Source organism: Streptomyces sp. NPDC049887, assembly GCF_040656535.1.
Taxonomy (GTDB): Bacteria; Actinomycetota; Actinomycetes; order Streptomycetales; family Streptomycetaceae; genus Streptomyces.
In genome coordinates, this window is the sequence record NZ_JBFAMM010000003.1 from 23,426 (window position 1) to 42,261 (window position 18,836).

General features: G+C 73.2%; 16 protein-coding genes. 5 read left to right on the forward strand and 11 right to left on the reverse strand.

Annotated elements, in window-relative coordinates; all coding sequences use genetic code 11:
• The first annotated feature begins 102 nt into the window (after positions 1-102).
• Entirely contained in the window at positions 103-1,506 is a 1,404-nt protein-coding gene (locus AB0J10_RS04265; protein ID WP_363057651.1) for a solute carrier family 23 protein, read from the forward strand.
• Here AB0J10_RS04265 and AB0J10_RS04270 read toward each other — a convergent pair.
• Positions 1,485-2,678 (reverse strand): glycoside hydrolase family 6 protein, encoded by a 1,194-nt coding sequence (locus AB0J10_RS04270; RefSeq protein ID WP_363057653.1) that lies wholly within the window; start codon positions 2,676-2,678, stop codon positions 1,485-1,487. The two genes, AB0J10_RS04265 and AB0J10_RS04270, sit on opposite strands and share 22 nt — an antisense overlap.
• Before the next feature lie 107 nt (positions 2,679-2,785).
• Between AB0J10_RS04270 and AB0J10_RS04275 the strand changes: the two genes are divergently transcribed.
• Positions 2,786-3,490, forward strand: a complete 705-nt coding sequence (locus tag AB0J10_RS04275; protein ID WP_363057655.1) for a DUF5995 family protein — start codon at positions 2,786-2,788, stop codon at positions 3,488-3,490.
• A gap of 206 nt (positions 3,491-3,696) precedes the next feature.
• Here the strand turns inward: AB0J10_RS04275 and AB0J10_RS04280 are convergent, their stop codons facing one another.
• The 7 genes from AB0J10_RS04280 to AB0J10_RS04310 all read right to left on the reverse strand — a co-directional run bounded on the left by AB0J10_RS04280 (position 3,697) and on the right by AB0J10_RS04310 (position 12,251).
• Positions 3,697-5,391 (reverse strand): NAD(P)/FAD-dependent oxidoreductase, encoded by a 1,695-nt coding sequence (locus AB0J10_RS04280; RefSeq protein WP_363057657.1) that lies wholly within the window; start codon positions 5,389-5,391, stop codon positions 3,697-3,699.
• Between the two features lie 40 nt (positions 5,392-5,431).
• Positions 5,432-6,244: a carbon-nitrogen hydrolase family protein gene (locus AB0J10_RS04285; protein WP_363057659.1), complete on the reverse strand. Its 813-nt coding sequence runs from the start codon at positions 6,242-6,244 to the stop codon at positions 5,432-5,434.
• Between the two features lie 255 nt (positions 6,245-6,499).
• Positions 6,500-6,955: an Lrp/AsnC family transcriptional regulator gene (locus AB0J10_RS04290; protein ID WP_138056358.1), complete on the reverse strand. Its 456-nt coding sequence runs from the start codon at positions 6,953-6,955 to the stop codon at positions 6,500-6,502.
• Between the two features lie 10 nt (positions 6,956-6,965).
• Complete coding sequence (locus tag AB0J10_RS04295) at positions 6,966-8,438, reverse strand: amino acid permease (protein WP_363057662.1); 1,473 nt, start codon at positions 8,436-8,438, stop codon at positions 6,966-6,968.
• 244 nt (positions 8,439-8,682) lie between these two features.
• On the reverse strand, positions 8,683-9,051 hold the full coding sequence (locus AB0J10_RS04300) for a DUF742 domain-containing protein (protein WP_363057664.1): 369 nt from the start codon (positions 9,049-9,051) through the stop codon (positions 8,683-8,685).
• Positions 9,052-9,055: 4 nt separating this feature from the next.
• Positions 9,056-9,493: a roadblock/LC7 domain-containing protein gene (locus AB0J10_RS04305; protein WP_363057666.1), complete on the reverse strand. Its 438-nt coding sequence runs from the start codon at positions 9,491-9,493 to the stop codon at positions 9,056-9,058.
• Positions 9,486-12,251 carry a nitrate- and nitrite sensing domain-containing protein gene (locus tag AB0J10_RS04310; RefSeq protein WP_363057668.1) on the reverse strand — a complete coding sequence of 922 codons (2,766 nt, stop codon included), beginning with the start codon at positions 12,249-12,251 and terminating at the stop codon, positions 9,486-9,488. Before AB0J10_RS04310 ends, AB0J10_RS04305 begins: the two co-directional genes overlap by 8 nt.
• A 305-nt stretch (positions 12,252-12,556) precedes the next feature.
• Between AB0J10_RS04310 and AB0J10_RS04315 the strand changes: the two genes are divergently transcribed.
• The gene (locus AB0J10_RS04315; protein WP_363057670.1) at positions 12,557-13,624 is read left to right on the forward strand and encodes a GDSL-type esterase/lipase family protein; all 1,068 of its coding nucleotides are present in this window, start codon (positions 12,557-12,559) and stop codon (positions 13,622-13,624) included.
• Positions 13,625-13,772: 148 nt separating this feature from the next.
• On the opposite strand, the gene AB0J10_RS04320 is transcribed toward AB0J10_RS04315, so the two are convergent.
• Genes AB0J10_RS04320 through AB0J10_RS04330 form a run of 3 tightly spaced genes read right to left on the reverse strand, consistent with a single transcriptional unit; the run spans position 13,773 to position 16,096 of the window.
• Positions 13,773-15,284 (reverse strand): GuaB1 family IMP dehydrogenase-related protein, encoded by a 1,512-nt coding sequence (locus AB0J10_RS04320; RefSeq protein WP_363057672.1) that lies wholly within the window; start codon positions 15,282-15,284, stop codon positions 13,773-13,775.
• Between the two features lie 36 nt (positions 15,285-15,320).
• The gene (locus AB0J10_RS04325; protein ID WP_363057674.1) at positions 15,321-15,683 is read right to left on the reverse strand and encodes a barstar family protein; all 363 of its coding nucleotides are present in this window, start codon (positions 15,681-15,683) and stop codon (positions 15,321-15,323) included.
• Positions 15,680-16,096 carry a ribonuclease domain-containing protein gene (locus AB0J10_RS04330; RefSeq protein WP_363057676.1) on the reverse strand — a complete coding sequence of 139 codons (417 nt, stop codon included), beginning with the start codon at positions 16,094-16,096 and terminating at the stop codon, positions 15,680-15,682. The genes AB0J10_RS04325 and AB0J10_RS04330 overlap by 4 nt, the downstream gene beginning before the upstream one ends.
• A 71-nt stretch (positions 16,097-16,167) precedes the next feature.
• On the opposite strand from AB0J10_RS04330, the gene AB0J10_RS04335 reads away from it, so the two are divergent.
• Positions 16,168-17,613, forward strand: a complete 1,446-nt coding sequence (locus AB0J10_RS04335) for a glutamine synthetase family protein (RefSeq protein WP_363057678.1) — start codon at positions 16,168-16,170, stop codon at positions 17,611-17,613.
• Positions 17,614-18,735 carry an amidohydrolase family protein gene (locus AB0J10_RS04340; RefSeq protein ID WP_363057680.1) on the forward strand — a complete coding sequence of 374 codons (1,122 nt, stop codon included), beginning with the start codon at positions 17,614-17,616 and terminating at the stop codon, positions 18,733-18,735. It abuts the gene before it with no gap.
• The last annotated feature ends 101 nt before the right edge of the window (positions 18,736-18,836 follow it).

Here is an 18,836-nt window from a genome sequence, read left to right on the forward strand (position 1 = left end):
CGGTGGAACGCGCTTCACGCCGACCGGCGGGAGCGGAATCGGAACGCCACACTCCTCGTAGCATGGGCGCTGATCACCGCCGCCCTCGGAAGTGGAGCCCGTATGAACCTCGGCGTGCGCTGGAGCCTGCACGGCGACGGACGAACCCCCGCTCCGGGAGCGGTCGTACGGCCCGAGGAACGCCTTTCGTGGCCCCGCACGGCGGGGCTGGGCGCCCAGCACGTCGTGGCCATGTTCGGCGCGTCGTTCGTGGCGCCGGTGCTCATGGGCCTGGACCCCAATCTGGCCATCATGATGTCCGGGGTCGCGACCATGATCTTCCTGCTCGCGACCCGCGGCCGGATCCCGAGCTATCTGGGCTGCTCGCTCTCGTTCGTCGGAGTGGCCGCGGCGATCCGCGCCGGCGGCGGCGACAGCGCCACGATCACCGGCGCGACCCTCGTGGTCGGCGCCGTGCTCTTCCTCGCGGGCCTGGCCGTACAGCGCTTCGGCGCCCGGATCATCCACGCGGCGATGCCGCCGATCGTCACCGGCGCCGTGGTCATGCTGATCGGCTTCAACCTGGCACCGGTCACGGCCTCGACGTACTGGCCGCAGGACCAGTGGACCGCCCTGCTCACCATGCTGTTCACCGGGCTGGCCGTGGTGTGCCTGCGCGGCTTCTGGTCGCGCATCGCGATCTTCCTGGGCCTGATCTTCGGGTACGGCATCTCCTGGGTGTTCGACCGGCTCCTCGGGAGGATCCACTCCCCTGCGGGCGGCGCCGAGGCCGTCGACCACTGGCGGCTCGACCTGTCGGGGGTCGGAACGGCCGACTGGGTCGGGCTCCCCGACTTCCACGCCCCGGCGTTCGAGTGGTCGGCGATCCTGGTCGCGCTGCCCGTCGTCATCGCCCTGATCGCGGAGAACGCCGGCCATGTGAAGGCCGTCGGCGAGATGGTCGGCGATCCGCTCGACGACAAGCTGGGCACGGCCATCGCCGCCGACGGCGCCGCGTCGATGCTGTCGAGCGCGGTGGGCGGCCCGCCGAACACCACGTACTCGGAGAACATCGGCGTCATGGCCGCGACCCGCGTGTACTCCACGGCCGCATACTGGGCCGCCGCTTCCTTCGCGCTGCTGTTCGGACTCTGCCCGAAGTTCGGCGCGGTCGTCGCCGCGATCCCGGGAGGCGTGCTCGGCGGCATCACCGTCATCCTGTACGGAATGATCGGCCTGCTCGGCGCGCAGATCTGGATCAACGCGGAGGTGGATCTGCGCAATCCGCTGAACCTCGTCCCGGCCGCCGCGGGCATCATCATCGGGGTGGGCGGCGTCAGCCTGAAGTTCAGCGAGAACTTCGAACTCGGCGGCATCGCCCTCGGCACGCTCGTCGTCATCACCGGCTACCACGTGCTGCGTGCCTTCGCCCCAGCCCACATGAAGCCGCCGGGGCCGCTGCTGGACGCGGGCACGTCCACGTACGACGAGGGTGACGGCGGCGATCAGCCGGTCGCCAGGTCATAGGCGTAGTCCGGGGTGAAGGTGCCCGCCGCGCCCCTGCACCCGTCCGACTCCCCGGGCAGTTTCACCCACAGGTAGGCGTCGATCCGGGCCTCCCCCGTCGCTGTGGTCGGCGCCCTGCCGAGGGCGCGGCCGTCCGGATCGCACCAGGCGCCCTGCCGCGGCGCACCGTTGCCGTTGCGGCTGGTGTCGATGACGGCGCCCAGGCCCGGGGACCCGCCGAGGGAGTCCAGTACCCGGCGTGCGTACCGCGTCTCCTCGGCGGTGCCGTGGAAGTTGGAGACGTTGGTGAAGATACCGTCGCCACTGGTGGCGGCGCCCGCGGCACGCAGCTCGGCGGCCTGCTTCACGGCCGGGTGCCAGCCGGAGTGGCCTGCGTCGAAGTACACCCTCGCCCGGGGGTTGGCGGCCTTCAGGGTGCGCGCCGCTCGGGCGAGCGAGGCGTAGCGGGCCGCGCGGCGGTCGTCCGCGAGGCAGTCGGCGAGGGCGATGGAGTCGGGTTCCAGGACGACGATGACGGGGCCGCCGCCGAGGCCGGCGGCGAACTGCCGTATCCAGGCGTCGTACGCGGCGAGATCGGGCGCGCCGCCCCGGGAGGCGCCACCGCAGTCCCGGTCCGGGATCGCGTACGGCACCAGCACCGGCACGCGGCCCGAGGCGGCCGCACCCGAGGTCACCGCGCGCACCCGGCCCGCGATCCGGCCGGGGTCGTGCTCGGGGAACCAGACCGCGGCGGGGTGCGCGGCGATGCGCGACTCGATCAGCGGCCTGCGGGGATCGTCACGGTGCTCCCGTACCCAGTCCAGGACCTGGGACTGCGGATGGCGGTAGAGGCGGGCGGCGGCCGCGGGCGTCCCGGGGCCGCCGGCGGGGCGGCTCTTCGGGGACGAGGTGGCGGAGACGGCCGGGGCCACGGGCGACGGCGAGGGCGCGGGGGGCTCCTCGGGCGCGGACGGCGTGCGGCTCGGGCGTGCGGGCAGCGGGACGGTCACGGTCGAACTGCTCACCTCGGGCCGTGCCGCGTCGTGCTCGCCGCCCCGGTCGGTGCCCGACATCAGCCCGGCGACGGTGCCCAGGGCCACCACCGCGGAGGCCGCCGCGGCCATGACGCCCCGGCCGGCCGCGAGGCGCCGGTCCTGCCGTTCCGCGCGGCGCCGTTTGCGTACGCCTGACATGTGCTGTGCTCCCTCCCCAGGCCGCCGCGGCTCTGGCGTTCCCCCGTTCCGGGGACGCCTGCGGCCGGGCGACGCGTGTCCTGGCCCATGGCTGGGACGCTGCCCCCATGGCGAAGATCGCACAGTACTCGGCCGGCGGCGGAGCGCGGCGTGCCCCGATCGGCACGGTGCTGGACCGGATGCGCGCGTTCCGCTCCGACTGGCCCGCGGGTGACGGGATCGCGGTCTTCAACCGCGTGTACCTGACCGTCACGGAACGGCTCGGCCGGTGCATCGACGACGGCGAGTTCCCCGACCGCGAGTCCGCCGTCACCCTGCAGGTCCTCTTCGCCGAGCGCTATCTGTCGGTCGCGGACACCGTCGCCGCGGGCGGCCGGGCGCCCGCCTGCTGGCGCCCGCTGTTCCAGTTCCGGCGTCATCCCGGCGTACGCCCGCTGCAGTTCGCGCTGGCCGGGATCAATGCGCACATCGGACACGACCTCGCGCTGGCCGTCGTGGACACCTGCCGTACGCTCGGCTGCCGACCGCCGGACCTCGAAGCCGACTTCGACCGCGTGGGCGACATCCTCACGATGCTGGAGGAGCGCATCCGCGAGGATCTGATGCCCGGGCCCGATCTGCTGGAGATCGCCGATCCCCTCACCCATCTCCTCGCCTCATGGAGCCTGGAGCGGGCCCGCGACGGCGCCTGGTCCGCGGCGCGGCTGCTGTGGGGACTTCGGGAACTGCCCTCGCTGTCCGAGGAGTTCACCGAACGGCTGGACACCGGGGTCGGACTGGTCGGGCGCTGCCTGCTCACCCCCCTCCGCTGAGGGCACACCGCCCCGGCCGGAAGGGCGCGAGCCCGCGCGGCCTGCCGGGACCCGCCGCGCCCGACCCGGCGCACACACGGGGCCGCCGCCGACCGGGGTGTCCGGCCGGCGGCGGCTGGGGTGACCTCCCGGGACCGGCCGGATCGCGGTCGGCGGCGGGGGTTCGTTCGGGCGGGACCCGCGGCGTGCGGGTCCCGGGAAGGGTGTCAGTCCTCGGGGAGCTCCACCGGGGCGATCTCGTCGAAGACATCACCCGGGCCCGGGTTGGTGGCGTCGGTGGCGCCACCGAGGTGGTGCATCACGCCCCACACCGCGTTGAGCGCCGTCTGCACCGCGCCCTCGGCCCAGCCGGCCGTCCACGAGATGTCGTCGCCGGCGAGGAAGATGCCACGCTTGTCGTCGGGCAGCCGGTCCTGCATGAAGTGGGTGAACAGCCGCCGCTGGTAGCGGTAGTGGCCCGGCAGGTTGGCCTTGAACGCACCCATGAAATAGGGCTCGTTCTCCCAGGACACGGTCACCGGGTTGCCGATGATGTGCTTGCGGATGTCGACCTTCGGGTAGATCTCGCCGAGCGACTTGAGCATGACCTCCATGCGCTCGTTCGCGGACAGCGGCAGCCACTTGAGGCTGTCGTCGCACCAGGTGTACGAGAGGCAGATGACGGCGGGCTTGTCCGGGCCGTCGTCCAGCAGATAGGTGCCGCGCGTCATCCGGTCGGTGAGCGTCATCGACATGACGTCGCGGCCGGTCTGCTCGTCCTTGTCCAGCCAGAAGGGCCGGTCAACCGGGACGAACAGCTTGGACGACTCCATGTAGTGCGTGCGCTCCATCGCCGTCCAGTGGTCGATGGGGAACAGCGAGTCGTCGCATGCGATCTTGGAGAGCAGCATCCAGGACTGCGCGGTGAAGATCGCCGCCTGGTAGGTGCGGATGTCGCCGGAGGCGTCCGTGACGGTGATGCGGTTGCCCGCGGTGCGGTGCAGCCGGGTCACGGCGGGCCGGGGCGCACCGTCCACGTGCAGTGTGGCGAGCGAGGTGCCGTAGGCCCAGTGCGTGATCTTCTCCGGCGCGCGCTCCCAGAGCCGCAGCGGCAGCTGCTGGGAGCCGCCGACGATGCCGCGGTGGTGGTCGTCGGCCTCGGTGTAGACGACGCGGAGGATCTCCAGGATGGAGTTGGGGAAGTCGGTGTCCCAGCCACCGGTGCCGAAGCCGACCTGGCCGAAGATCTCGCGGTGCCGGAAGGACCTGAAGGCCTCGGAGTCGCAGAGGAAGCCGTAGAAGGTCTGGTTGTCGAGCTTCTCGACGAGCTTCGCCCAGATCTCACGGATCCGCGGGACGTCGCGCTCGCGCATGGCCCGGTTCATGTCGGAGAAGTCCGCACCCTCCTCCAGGCAGGCGTTCCACGCCTTGGCGACGTCCCGGTACACCTGCGGCAGGTCGTCGATGGTCTCCGCGTAGTGCGACTCGCCCTTGAGGTCGACGACGGTGGAGGGGGTGGCCTCGGCGAGCGGGTTGGGGAAGGCCCGGGTCTCCAGCCCCACCAGGTCGATGTAGTGCTGCAGCGCCGTCGAGGACGGCGGGAAGCGCATGGCGCCCATCTCGGCGGTGAGCGACGGGTCGCAGCCCTCGAAGCCCACCGTGCGCAGCCGTCCGCCGATCTGGTCCGCCTCGTAGACGACCGGCTTGAGGCCCATCTTCATCAGCTCGTACGCGGCGACGATGCCGGAGAGACCGCCGCCGATGACCGCGACCTCGGTGCCGTGCTCGGTCGCGGGTATCTGCCCCAGACCCGCCGGGTTCGCGAGGAAGTCGTCGTAGGCGTAGGGGAAGTCCGGCCCGAACATGGTGATGGGCGGCTGCGCGTCGGTGTGCGGGACGGCGGTGGGCACCGTGGACGTCATGGGGCGTTGCTCCTGGTGTGGCGGGGCGGGGCGGGATGTCTCAGCGGGCGAGCGGCCCGTACAGGCCGGGCCGGCGATCGCGCAGATACGGGTTGTCGGCGCGGGAGGCGGCCAGCAGGGCCGGGTCGGCGTCGCCGATCACCAGGTCCTCTCCGTGGCCGGCGCGGGCCCGGGTGACGCCGTCGGGGCCGGCGAGGCAGCTCAGCCCGGCGAAGTCGAAGTCGCCCTCGGGGCCGGTGCGGTTGGCGTAGGCCACGTACATCTGGCTCTCGAAGGCGCGCACCGGGAGGAGCTTCTCGGCGACGAACCGGAACGGGTTCATCAGCGCCGTCGGCACCACCAGCAGGTCCGTGCCGGCCAGGGCGTGGGCGCGCACGTTCTCCGGGAACTCGACGTCGTAGCAGATCAGCAGGCCGACTCGGAGTCCGCCGAGCTCGGCCTGGACGACCGTCTCGTCGCCGGGCGTGAACCACTCCTTCTCGAAGCAGCCGAAGAGATGGGTCTTGCGGTAGTTCGCGAGGCGGGCGCCGTCGGGACCGATCAGCTGCGTCGCGTTGTAGACCCTCTCCGACTCGTGCCCGGTGCCGCGCTCCGGGTAGCCGAGGACGACGGCGATCCCGTGACGGGCGGCGATCTCCGCGACGGCCCCGGCGGCGGCGCCGTCGGCGGTCTCGGCGAGGCGGTGCACGTCGGCGCCGATCGCGTAGCCGGTGAGGAACATCTCCGGGGCGACGAGGAGGCCGGCCCCGGCGGCGGCGGCGCGGGCGGCGTGGGTGTCGAGGATCTCGAGGTTCTTCGCGATGTCGCCGGGGGTCCCGGAGCTCTGGAGCAGGGCGGTGCGCAGCGGCGGCATGGACCTACCTCGGAAGGAGTGCGGAGGGTGTCGGGGAGACGTCAAAAACGGTACGTTCCGGCCAACCGCCGGGACAAGGCGAGACCGTTGCGTTCCGCGTGTCGATCCGTTGCGGGAATCCGGCGAGGGCCGGTGATTCGTTGCGCCTCGGGCGCCGGCGCACCCGACGGTTCCCCGCGGCTGCCGGTGGACCCGGACGGGCCCGCTCGGCACCGGTGGGACCGCCCTTCCCGCCGCGGCTCCGGCCGCCGCGACTCAGGCGGGTGCGCCCGAGGAGAACCGCCTGAGCAGGGGGGACAGCACGAGGACCGACTTGGTCCGCTCGACGAAGGGTTCGCCGGCGATCCGCTCCAGGACGCGCTCGAAGTGGCGCATGTCGGAGGCGAAGACCTGGACGATCGCGTCCGCCTCACCGGTGACGGTGGAGGCGGACGCGACTTCCGGGTACCGCTCGAGGCCGCGCTTGATGGTCTCGGGCGAGGTGTTGCTGCGTGCGTGGATCTCGATGAAGCCCTCGGTCTCCCAGCCCATCGCGGCCGGGTCGACGCGGACCGTGAAGCCGGTGATGACTCCCTCCGCCCGGAGCCTGTCCACGCGCCGCTTGACGGCGGGCGCGGACAGGCCGACGAGCGAACCGATGTCGGCGTAGGAACGGCGGGCGTCCTCGGCGAGGGCGTGGACGATGCGTTCGTCGAGATCGTTCAGTCGCACGGGGGGTGGATCACTTCTCTGCTGTTGCCAACCGGGAGCGGCGAAGGCCGTACAGGAAGTAGAACACGAGCCCGGCCGCCATCCAGCCACCGAACCACACCCAGGTGATGCCGGGGAGGCTGAGCATCATGTAGGCGCAGAAGCCGAAGCCCAGGATCGGGGTGACCGGGAAGAGCATGACCTTGAAGGTGCGGTTCATGTCCGGGCGCTTCCACCGCAGGATGATCACGGCGACGTTGACCAGCGCGAAGGCGAAGAGCGTGCCGATGCTGGTGGCGTTGGCCAGTTCGCCGAGCGGGATGAAGGCGGCCAGGACGCCGCAGAAGAGCGAGACGATCACGGTGTTGGCGCGCGGGGCGCCGGTCTTCTCGTTCACCTTGGCGAAGACCTTGGGCACCAGGCCGTCCCGGGACATCGCGAACAGGATCCGGGTCTGGCCGTACAGCACGGCGAAGACGACGCTGGCGATGGCGATGACCGCGCCGGCGGCGAGCACCACGCCCCAGAAGCTCTGACCCGTGACGTCCTTCATGATCTGCGCGAGCGCTGCCTCGGTGCCCTCGAAGTCCTGCCACGGCATGGCGCCGACGGCGACCAGGGCGACGAGGCAGTAGAGGACGGTGACGATCAGCAGCGACAGCATGATCGCGCGGGGAAGGTCCCTCTTCGGGTTCTTCGCCTCCTCACCGGCGGTGGAGGCGGCGTCGAAGCCGATGTACGAGAAGAACAGCGTGGCCGCGGCGGCGCTGATGCCGGTGACGCCGAGCGGGGCGAGCGGGGCGTAGTTGCCGGCCTTGATGCCCATGAAGCCGATGCCGATGAAGAGCAGCAGCGTCACGATCTTGATGACGACCATGACGGTGTTGACGCGGGCGCTCTCCTTCGCGCCGCCCATCAGGAAGACCATGGCGAGCAGCACCACGACGAGCGCGGGGAGGTTGATGAACCCGCCCTCGCCGATCGGCGCGGACACGGCCTCGGGGATCGTGACCCCGATCGTGCCGTCGAGCAGCTCGTTGAGGTACTCGCCCCAGCCGACGGCGACGGCCGCGACGGAGACGCCGTACTCCAGCACCAGGCACCAGCCGCAGACCCAGGCGATCAGCTCGCCCATGGTCGCGTACGAGTAGGAGTACGACGAGCCCGAGACCGGCACGGCACCGGCCAGCTCGGCGTAGGACAGGGCCGAGAACAGCGCGGTCAGGCCGGCGACCACGAAGGAGATCGCGACGGCCGGGCCGGCGAGCGGGGTGGCCTCGCCGAGGACGACGAAGATGCCGGTGCCGAGGGTGGCACCGATGCTGATCATGGTCAGCTGCCACATGGTGAGCGAGCGGCGGAGTGTGCCGCCCTCGCCCTGGCCGCCCTCGGAGACGAGCTGTTCGACGGGCTTGCGCCGCATCAGACGGCTGCCGAGGCCCTGGGCGGGGCCACCGGGATCCCTCTGGGGGGTGACGGTGGGCGCTGCGCCGTGGTCCAACACTGGGGAGGCTCCTTATCGCTGCCTATCGGTGAGGCGGCGACCGCGGCGGCCCGCGCCGGCATGGCTGAGGGCAGCCCGGAGCGCGGGGAATCGCCGAGCAGACGGTCCCCGCCACTCCACGTACAGGCAGGACCCTACGAGGTTGACGTTCCCGACCGTAATGCATGAGCTTTGCGCACCCGCGATCGATCGTTGCGTACTGGGCGCGACAGCGGGGGAACATTGCACAGCCGCGCAAAAGTGTTCAGATCTCGCGCAGCCGGTCGGCTATCTCCCTCAGCAGGGACGGAGCGTGCGCGTCCCGCCGGGCGGGCGGCTCGGAGATCCGCACCAGACCCGCCTCCACCAGGTCCACGAGCACGACCCGGACGACCGTGAGGGGCAAGTCGGCGTCCGCCGCGACCTCGGCGACGGGTCGCGGCGCACGGCGCACCAGCGCCAGCAGCGCGCTGCCGGCATGGTCGAGCCGTGGTTCGGGCTTGTCCCACTCCACGGCCCTGACCTGTGACATCAGATCGATGTGGTGCTCCGCGACGGGACGGGTCCGGCCACGGGTGACGGTGTACGGCCGCACCATCGATCCGGTCTCGTCCTCGTACCAGTGATCGTTCACGGGCCTACGCGTCTGGGGCCTCGGCGGCCGAGCGCGCGGGGACGGCCATGTGCCGGCCGACGCGCTTCACCAGGAGCGCCATCTCGTGGGCAAGCTGCCCCACGTCGGTCTCGGTGTCGCTGAGCACGGCGAGACGGCTCCCGTCGCCCGCCGGGGTGATGAAGAGGTAGGCGTCGTCGAGCATGACCATCGTCTGGCGGACCTTCCCGGCCGCGAATCGGGACCCCGCCTCCTTGGCGAGGCTGTGGAAGCCCGCGCACACGGCGGACAGATGCTCGATGTCGCGCTGCGGCATGCCCCGGGAGGCGGAGGTGACCAGGCCGTCCGCGGTGAGCAGCACGGCCTGCCGGACGTGGTCGGTCCGCTCGAGCAGGTCGTCGAGGAGCCAGCCGAGGTCACCGGCGGCGGTCCGTCCGGTCTCTCTGTCGTACGGCTCAGCCATCGTCGTGCGTCCCTTCGTGGTTCGTGGTTCCCGGCCCTTCGGGCGGGCCGCCCCGGGCTTCGAGCCCGCGGGGCTCGCTTCTCCGTCCGCGGTCGAGCCCTCGCTGGAAGGCCCCGAAGATGGCGCGCATCTCCTCGGCGCTCACCTCCCTCTCCGGCCTCCCGGGCCCGTCCTGCCACGGTCCCCCGGGTCCCTCGCGCAACGGGCCGGCGAGCGAGGCCTGCCGGATCCTGGTGGGCAACGGCCGAGGCGCCGGCTCCTGCGCGGACGCTTCCCCGACGGCCCGTGGCCCGGGGACGGCCGCGGTGCGCGGGGCGGGATCGCTCCCCGGCCCGGCGTCCGGGTGCGGCACCGGGCCGGCGGGGGGCCGCTCCCGCCCGGGGGCGGTTCCGGGCGCGGCCTGCTGCTCCGTCGTCGGCCGGGGCCGCTCCGCCGTCAGGGGGTCGGAGCTCCGGCGGGCGGGGAGTGGGCTCGGTGGACCGCCGGGCCCGACGCCTGCCTCCCCGGCATCCGGACCGGGACGGACTCCCGCGTCCGTACCGTCGTCGGCGGGACCGGCTCCTGTCACCGGGCCCCCGCCGGGCCGTGCACCCGCGACCTCGCCGTCGGTGCCGGACCGCGGGCCGGCGGCGCCTCCCCCTGCGGAAGGCGCGGCCGCGCCGTGCCCGGCCGACCCGTCCTGGGCCGGCCGGGCGCGCGCGGGAAGGGCGTGGAGCACGGCGCCCGCGGAAGCCGGCGCGTGCTCGGGCGGCGCGGTCCCGGCGCCGGACGCCGTCGCCGCGCCCGCGGGAGCCTCCGCGTACTCCCGCTCCGCTGCGGAGGACGGGAGCGGAACCGGGCCCTGCTCCGGCCGGGGCCCAGGCTCCGTTTCCCGCTCCACCGGGGTGATGATCACGTTCGGCAGCAGCACCACCGCGGTGGTACCCCCGTACGGAGAGCGGGTGAGGGTGACGGTGATGCCGTGCCGGGCGGCGAGACGGCCCACGATGTACAGCCCGAGGCGTTCGTCCTGGACCGGGTCGAAGTCGCCCGGCCGCGCCAGGGTGCGGTGGGCCTGGGCGAGCTCGTCGCCGTCCATGCCGAGGCCGCGGTCGTCGATCTCCAGTACGAAGCCGTTGCGGGCCTCGCCGGTGCGCATCGTCACCTGGGTGTGCGGCGGCGAGAAGGCGGTGGCGTTCTCGACCAGTTCCGCGACGAGGTGCACCACGTCCGCCACGGCGTCCGCGCCGACGCCCACCGCCGGCATCGGGGGCACCACGACCCTGGTGTACTCCTCGATCTCGCCGACCGCGGCCGCCACCACGTCCACGAGGGGCACCGGCTTGCGCCAACGCCGTCCGGGCGCCGCTCCCGAGAGGATGATCAGGCCCTCCGCGTGGCGCCGCATCCGGGTCGTCAGATGGTCGATGCGGAACAGGTCCTCGAGCGTGTCGGGGTCCGTCGTCCGGCGTTCGAGTGTGTCGACGAGCTTCGCCTGCCGGTGCACCAGCGCCTGGTTCCGCCGGGCGATGTTCAGCAGCACGGCGAAGATGCCGCGCCGAAGCGTCGCCTGCTTCACCGCCGCCTCGACGGCCGCCCGGCGAGCCGCGTTGAGGGCCGTGCCCACCTGCGCGATCTCGTCGGGCTCCCCGTCCCCGTCGGCGAAGTCGAGCGGCGGCGCCGCCGCGGCCGGGTCGACGTCCTCGCCCGCCCCGAGCCGCTCCATCACCTCGGGCAGCCGCCGGGTGACGAGGACGTCCGCCGCGTCCCGCAGTTCCTCCAGCCGCCGGGCGATCCGGCGGCCGGCGCTCACCGAGAGCCAGACGGAGAGCCCGACCGCGGCCAGCCCCGTGAGGCCGACGACGGCCGCCTTGACCATCTCGCGGTAGGCGAAGGCTCGTCCGCGCTCGGCCGCGTTCAGGGCCGACTCGGTGCACAGCAGCATGTACCGCTTCACGGCGCGGTCCGTCGTCGTCCGCCACGAGGCGTCCGCCATGGCCTGGCCCGCGTTCCCCGCCCCCGCCCGTAGCAGCGCGTCCTCCCCCGAGGTCAGCGCCCGGTACTCGGCGCCCCGCTGGAAGTCCGTGAAGAGCTTGCGGGAGTCGGCCGGCAGATCGGGGACGTAGGTGCGGTGGAAGACCCGGCGGTCCTCGATGGCGGCGGTGAGCGTGTCGTACTGGCCGTCGGTGAGGGTGCCGGCGGCCCGTGCCCCGGCGACGAGCGCGTCCTCCCGGGAGACGAACTCGCGCACCCGTACGAGTTCCACCACGACCTGCGCCTCACGTGCGAGCTGTCCGGCCTGCAGCGCGGTGAGCTGGGACTGGACATCGAAGGTCGGCTCGACGATCACCGTGTAGGCGTCGACCGCCTCGCTCCAGGAGAGCCTGCGGTCGACCACCTCCTCCCGCAGCGGCTCCAGCCGCGCGGCGGCCCGGACCATCGCGTCCAGGGACGCCCGCTGCCGGTCGGAGAGGTCCTCGCGGCGTTCCCGGTCCCCGACGGCGTCCAGCATCTCCTCCACGGCCCGGTCGGTCGAGCGCTGCTGGGCAAGTAGCGCGGCGGCGTCGGCCGCCCCGGCGTTACGCTGACCGGCGCCCAGATAGGCCGCGGCGAGCCGGCGTTCGATCTGGATCTGCCCGACGGCCGTGTCGACGGGGGTGCCGAACGTCTCGTACACGCTCTGGAGCCGGACCAGCGCTCGCAGATCGCCCGTCACGGACACCATGGCGAAGCTCCACAACGCCAGCAGGGCCACGGCGGGCACGACGGTGAGGGCCACGATCCGGCCACGGATCGTGGGAGGGCGCAATCGCCGGCGCATGGGCTCCCCTGGACGTTCGGGCATACGACCAGCGGGTTACCGCCGGGTAGGGGCAGAAGCTACGCGATCGGTCACGGGCGGCGCAATGCTCCCCCCGGTAACGCCGGGGGGCGGTCATCGGCCACCGGCGGTGAGACACGTCGGCGGACACCCCACCGGCGGGCCGGAGAACGGCGCAGCCGGACGGGAGGCACCGTTCGCCGCCTGCGGGGTAGGAGTCAAGTCCCGCGTACGATCCCGCACCCGACCGGACGGAGGCCTCCGTGACGCCGGACCCGAACTGGCTCGACCCCGGACCGTTCCTGCGCGGCGTGGCCTGGCTCGACGGCGGGCGTCCGGTCAGGGCCGACCCCGGTGATCTCGCCCGGCTGCCGTGGGACACCCGGGAGCGCGCCGCGCTCCCCATCGGCGTACGGCTGGAGTTCACGGCTCCCGACGGCGCCCGGGCGGTCCAGCTGCGCTACCGGGCCCGGGTGCCCGGTGCGGCGGACGCGCTGCGCGACCTCGCGCACTGCTTCGCCCTGTGGGAGGGCGACCGCTGTGCGGCCGAGTCGTTCACCGAGCCCGCCGAGGAGGCGACGGTCACGATCCCCCTGCCACAGGGGCGGGGGCCGTTCACCGTCCATCCGCCGGAGTCCCAGGCACCGGTGGTTCTCGGGGTGCGCGGACTGGGCGGCAGGGTGGTCCCGGCACCGCGCCGGCCACGCTGGGCGGTCCACGGCGACTCGATCACCGAGGGCTGGTGGTCCACCCGCCCCGCGCACGCCTGGCCCTCGGCCGCCGGCCGGAGCCTCGGCCTGGACTGCGTGAACCTCGGCTACGCGGGGTCGGCCCGCGGCGAACTCGCGACCGCGCAGCAGCTCGCCTCGCTCCCGGCGGACCTGATGACGCTCGCCTTCGGCACCAACTGCTGGTCGGGCGTCCCCTGCTCCGCTCCCCTGCTCTACGAGAAGACCCGCGCCTTCGTCTCCCTCGTCCGCCGGGGGCACCCGACCACCCCACTGCTGCTGGTCTCCCCCGTCCTGCGCCCGGACGCCGAGACGGCGCGGAATCCGCTGGGCGCGACGCTCGCGGACCTCCGCGCGGCGATGGAGGAGGCCGTCCGGGACCTCGTCGCGGGCGGCGACGACCGGCTGGCCCTGCTGCCCGGTGCCGGTCTGCTGACGGCCGACGACCTGGCGGACGGCCTGCATCCGAACGACAGGGGACACGCCCGGATGGCCTCCGCGGTGGCCGGTGCCGTCCGGGCGTCGGGCTTCGCACCCGCACCCGGCGCCACGAGCGCGGGGGTGGGGACGGAAGGCGGCGCGGCGGCCGTGGCGGGCGCCTGAACCTCCCCCACGCGCCGGGCCCGGACGCGGCGCGCCGCACGACCGGACCCACGGAACCGCCGCTCAGCGGGACCGCCCCGACACATCCCGACGCCCCTGCCCGGACCGGGCGGCACGGACGGGCTCGGGCCCGGCCGTGCGCGGGGCGTCAGTTCCAGCTGGCGTGCAGCGGCTTGCCCTCCGCGTAGCCGGCGGCACTCTGGATACCGACGATCGCCTTCTCGGCGAACTCCTCCAGGGAGCCGGCGCCCGCGTAGGTGCAGGAGGAACGGACACCAGCGATGATCGAGTCGATCAGGTCCTCGACGCCCGGGCGGGCCGGGTCGAGGAACATGCGCGAGGTGGAGATGCCCTCCTCGAAGAGCGCCTTGCGGGCCCGGTCGTACGCCGACTCCTCGCTCGTACGGTTGCGGACCGCACGCGCGGAGGCCATGCCGAAGGACTCCTTGTAGAGCCGGCCGTCGGCGGTCTGCTGCAGGTCGCCGGGCGACTCGTACGTCCCGGCGAACCAGGACCCCACCATCACGTTGGACGCTCCGGCGGCGAGCGCCATGGCGACGTCGCGCGGGTGGCGGACACCGCCGTCGGCCCACACGTGCTTGCCGTACTTCCTCGCCTCGGCGGCACACTCCAGGACGGCGGAGAACTGCGGCCTGCCCACGCCGGTCATCATGCGGGTGGTGCACATGGCGCCCGGGCCCACGCCCACCTTGATGATGTCCGCGCCGGCCTCGACGAGGTCCCGGACGCCCTCGGCGGCCACGATGTTGCCCGCGACGATCGGCACGTGCGGGTCGAGCGCGCGGACGGCCTTGATCGCCGCGATCATCGACTCCTGGTGCCCGTGCGCGGTGTCGACGACCAGCGTGTCCACGCCGGCGTCGAGGAGCTGCTTGGCCTTGCCCGCCACATCGCCGTTGATGCCGACGGCTGCGGCGATGCGCAGCCTGCCGTCGGCGTCGGTGGCCGGCGTGTACAGCGTGGCGCGCAGGGCGCCCTTGCGGGTCAGGATGCCGGCGAGGCGGCCGTCCCCGTCCACCGCCGGGGCGAGCTTGCGGTTGGCACCGTCGAGCCTGGTGAACGCCTCGCGCGGATCGATGTCCGCGTCGACGAGCAGCAGGTCCTTCGACATCACCTCGGCCAGCTGGGTGAAGCGGTCCACGCCGGACAGGTCGTGCTCGGTGACGACGCCGACGGGCCGCTGCTCCTCGTCCACGACGACGCCCGCCCCGTGGGCGCGCTTGTGCAGCAGCGAGAACGCGTCGGCGACGGTCTGGTGCGGGGTGAGCACGATGGGCGTGTCGAGCACCAGGTGACGGGTCTTCACCCAGGTGATGACGTCGGTGACGACGTCGATCGGGATGTCCTGCGGAATGACGACAAGACCGCCGCGGCGGGCCACGGTCTCGGCCATCCGGCGACCCGCGATCGCCGTCATATTGGCGACGACCAGCGGGATGGTGGTGCCCGTGCCGTCGGGGGAAGCGAGGTCGACGCCCTGGCGGGAGCCCACGGCCGAGCGGCTCGGGACCATGAACACGTCGTCGTACGTCAGGTCGTACGGCGGCTTGATGTCATTGAGGAAACGCACGTGCTGAACATCCCAGTCGATTCGGAGGGGTCCCGGGCACTCACCCGGGGGAAAACGCACGTACTTCATTGTCCCATGAGCGGGGGGCCGGACCGTGCGGGCCGATCATCCAGCTCTGCGGGAGGCCCTCTCGTCGGATCCTCCAAGGGCCAGCAGCACGGCGAGCTGCCCCGGCATGGTGTCGACGGCGTGGGTGAAGACCTCCTGGGCGATCGCCCATTCCCCCGGCCGGGCTGCGGCGTACCCCTGCCAGCGGCAGACGAGCACGAGGGTGCCCTCCTCGCCGGGGAGGTCGGTGAGGCAGTCGGCGAGGGCGTCCCAGTTCCTGCCGAACCACGCGGGGAGCCCCAGGTCGCCGGCGCAGCGCTCCATGAAGGTCTTCTTGGCGGTGACGCCGTGGAGGTCGAGCACGGTGATGTTCCGCCCCGGGGTGGCACCGAACAGCGCGGCGAGGGGATCGTTTCTCATCGGAGTACCACCCTGAACGTCTCGTAGTGGTCGTCGGTGTAGTAGATCTCCCCCTCCCGGCCCGTGACGATGCGGCGTGCGCCCCGGTCGGGCTCCCCCGGCGTGGGCACCGTGTACTCCCGGTAGTGCCCCCGTTCCCGCTCGGGCAGGATCCCCTCGAAGTTGCCGAAGGTGCTGCCGTCCTTCCGGTACGGGAATGGTCCGCCCTCGTCGATCAGCCGCAGCGTCTCGCGGGCCTCCGGAGGCAGGTCGGCGACCCGCACGGTGGCCAGGCCGGCAGGTGCCGGGACCGCGGGGCTGTGCGTTGCGGTGCCGGTCCCCGAGCCGGCGCGGTCCTCCGTGCAGCCGGTCAGCAGCAGGGCGGTGAGGGCCGACAGCAGCGCGAGAAGGAGCCGTGGGGTCCGGTTCGGCATGCGGCCGATGCTGTCACGCCGGGGTGGCGCAGGCGGTGAGGACGGCCCCCCGCGCGGGTAGGGAATGCCCCGTGCAGCACAGTGACGAGACTCAGCGCGCGGCCCGCAGGGAGGCCGCCCGGCTGGATGCCGAGAACGTCCACGGCGTGGCCCTGACCTGGGTGGACAATGCCGGTCTCACCAGGGTCAAGGCGGTCCCCACCGGCCGCCTCGCGCATGCCGCCGCCCGAGGGGTCGGCATGTCCCCGGTGTTCGACGTCTACCTGGTGGACGACTCGATCACCACCAGCCCGCACATCGGCGGCCCGGACGGCGATCTGAGACTGGTGCCTGACCTGGAGCGGCTCACCGTGCTCGCGGCCCAGCCGGGCTGGGCCTGGGCCCCCGTCGACCGCTACGACCAGGAAGGCCGGCCCTACGCCGCCTGCCAGCGGCTGTTCGCCCGCCGGATGGCACGGCGGGCCGCCGACCGGGGCATCGAGCTGCGGATGGGCTTCGAGACCGAATGGATCGTGCAACGGGACGGCACCTGCCCCTGGACCGGTCCCGCGTACGGGATGGCCCGGATCGTCGAGCTCTCCGACTACGTGGACGAGGTGCTGCGCGCGCTGCGAGCCCAGGGCGTGGAGGTGCTGCAGATCCATCCCGAGTACGCGACCGGGCAGTTCGAGGTCTCCGTGGCCCCGGCGGATCCGGTCGGGGCGGCGGACCTCGCCGTGCTCGTGCGCGAGACGGTCCGCGCGGTCTCCCTGCGGCACGGACTCACCGCCCTCTTCGGCCCCGTCGTGGAGGCGGGCGGTGTCGGCAACGGCGGCCATCTGCATCTGAGCCTGTGGCGGGACGGCCGCAATCTGTGCCGGGGTGGCGACGGCCCGTTCGGGATGTCCGGGGACAGCGAGTCGTTCCTCGCCGGTGTGCTGGACGCGCTCCCGGCGCTGCTCGCCGTCGGAGCGCCGACCCCGGCGAGCTATCTCCGCCTCGAACCGTCCCGCTGGGCGGGCGCGTTCAGGTGCTGGGGACTGGAGAACCGCGAGGCGGCGCTGCGCTTCATCACCGGCGCCCCCGACGACCCGGAGGGTGCGAACGCGGAGGTGAAGTGCTTCGACGCGGCGGCCAATCCGTATCTGGTCACGGGCGCCGTGATCGCGGCGGGGCTGGCGGGCCTGGCGGCGGGCGCGAAACTCCCGGAGCCGGTGCGGGGCGACCCGGCGGTGACGGGCGTGGCGGGGGCCGGCGAACCGTCGCCGACCGGAACGGGCGGGCGCGCACGGGCCGGGGAACCGGCCGCACGGGCGACCGGTGCCGGAGCCGAGCGCGAGGACACGCGCACCGGGCCCGAGCGGCTGCCCCGGTCGCTTCCGGAGGCGCTGGAGCACTTCGAACGCTCGGAGCTGCTGCGTGAGGCGCTCGGCGACGCGCTCTTCGAGGCGATCGCGGCGGTACGCCGTGCGGAGGGCGAGCTGTTCGCGGGCAGGGCCCCGCAGCAGATCGCCGACGCTACCCGCGGGCGGTACTGAATGCCCCTCGCGCTGCCCCCGCTCGTCGACCACCACTGCCACGGGGTGCTGCGGCGCTCACCGGCACGGGACGGGTTCGCCTCGTTCCTGACCGAGTCGGACGCCCCGCCCGCGCCCGGTACGAGCTTCTTCGACAGCCAGCTGGGGTTCGCGGTGCTCCGCTGGTGTCCGCCCCTGCTGGGGCTGGAGGCGCACTGCCCGCCGGAGCGCTATCTGGAGCGCCGTCGCGAACTGGGGTCAGAGGAGGCGACGCGGCTGCTGCTGCGGGCGAGCGGCACCGGCACCTATCTGGTCGACACCGGGCTTCCGGGCGACCTCACCGGGCCCGCCGAGCTGGCGGAGCTGGGCGGTGGGGACGCGGGCGTGATCGTGCGTCTGGAGTCCCTCGCCGAACGTGTGGCGGACGCGAGCCGCGACGCCGCCGGCTTCATGGAGGTGTTCGACCACGCGGTGCCGGCCTCGGCCCGCACGGCGATCGGCTTCAAGTCGGTCGCGGCGTACCGCCACGGGCTCGGGCTGGACCCCGATCCGCCCGACACCGCCGAGGTCCACGCGGCCGCGGCCCGCTGGTTGGCGGAGCGCGGCCCGGGTGGGCGGCTCACGGACCCGGTGCTGCTGCGGTATCTGCTCTGGGCGGCGGTCCGCACCGGACTGCCGCTCCAGCTGCACACCGGCTTCGGCGATCCCGATCTTCGGCTCGACCGCTGTGATCCACTGCTGCTCACGGACTTCATCAGGGCCGTCGCCCCGCACGGCTGCCCGCTGGTGCTGCTGCACGGCTACCCGTACCACCGGAACGCCGCCTACCTCGCCCATGCGTTCACACACGTGTACGCGGATGTGGGCCTCGCCCTGTCCCACACGGGCGTCAGGGCGGCCGCCGTGCTCGCCGAGGCGCTGGAGCTCACCCCGTTCGGCAAACTGCTCTACTCGAGCGACGCGTACGGGCTGCCGGAGCTGTACCTCGTCGGCGCCAGGGTGTTCGAGGACGCGCTCACCCGGCTCACCGACGACTGGACGTCCTCCGGTGCCTGGTCGGGGCGCGACGCGGAACGGATCGCGGGTCTGCTGGCCGCGGGCAACGCGGCGCGGCTGTACGGGCTGGTACCGGCGGAGTCGTGAGGCGCGCCGGCGGGCGGGCCCATGCGGACGCCGTGCCGCGGCCGACCGCGCCCGCCGCCGGCCTTACCAGCCCCTTCAGCCGCCCCGGCCGCTGCCGGGGC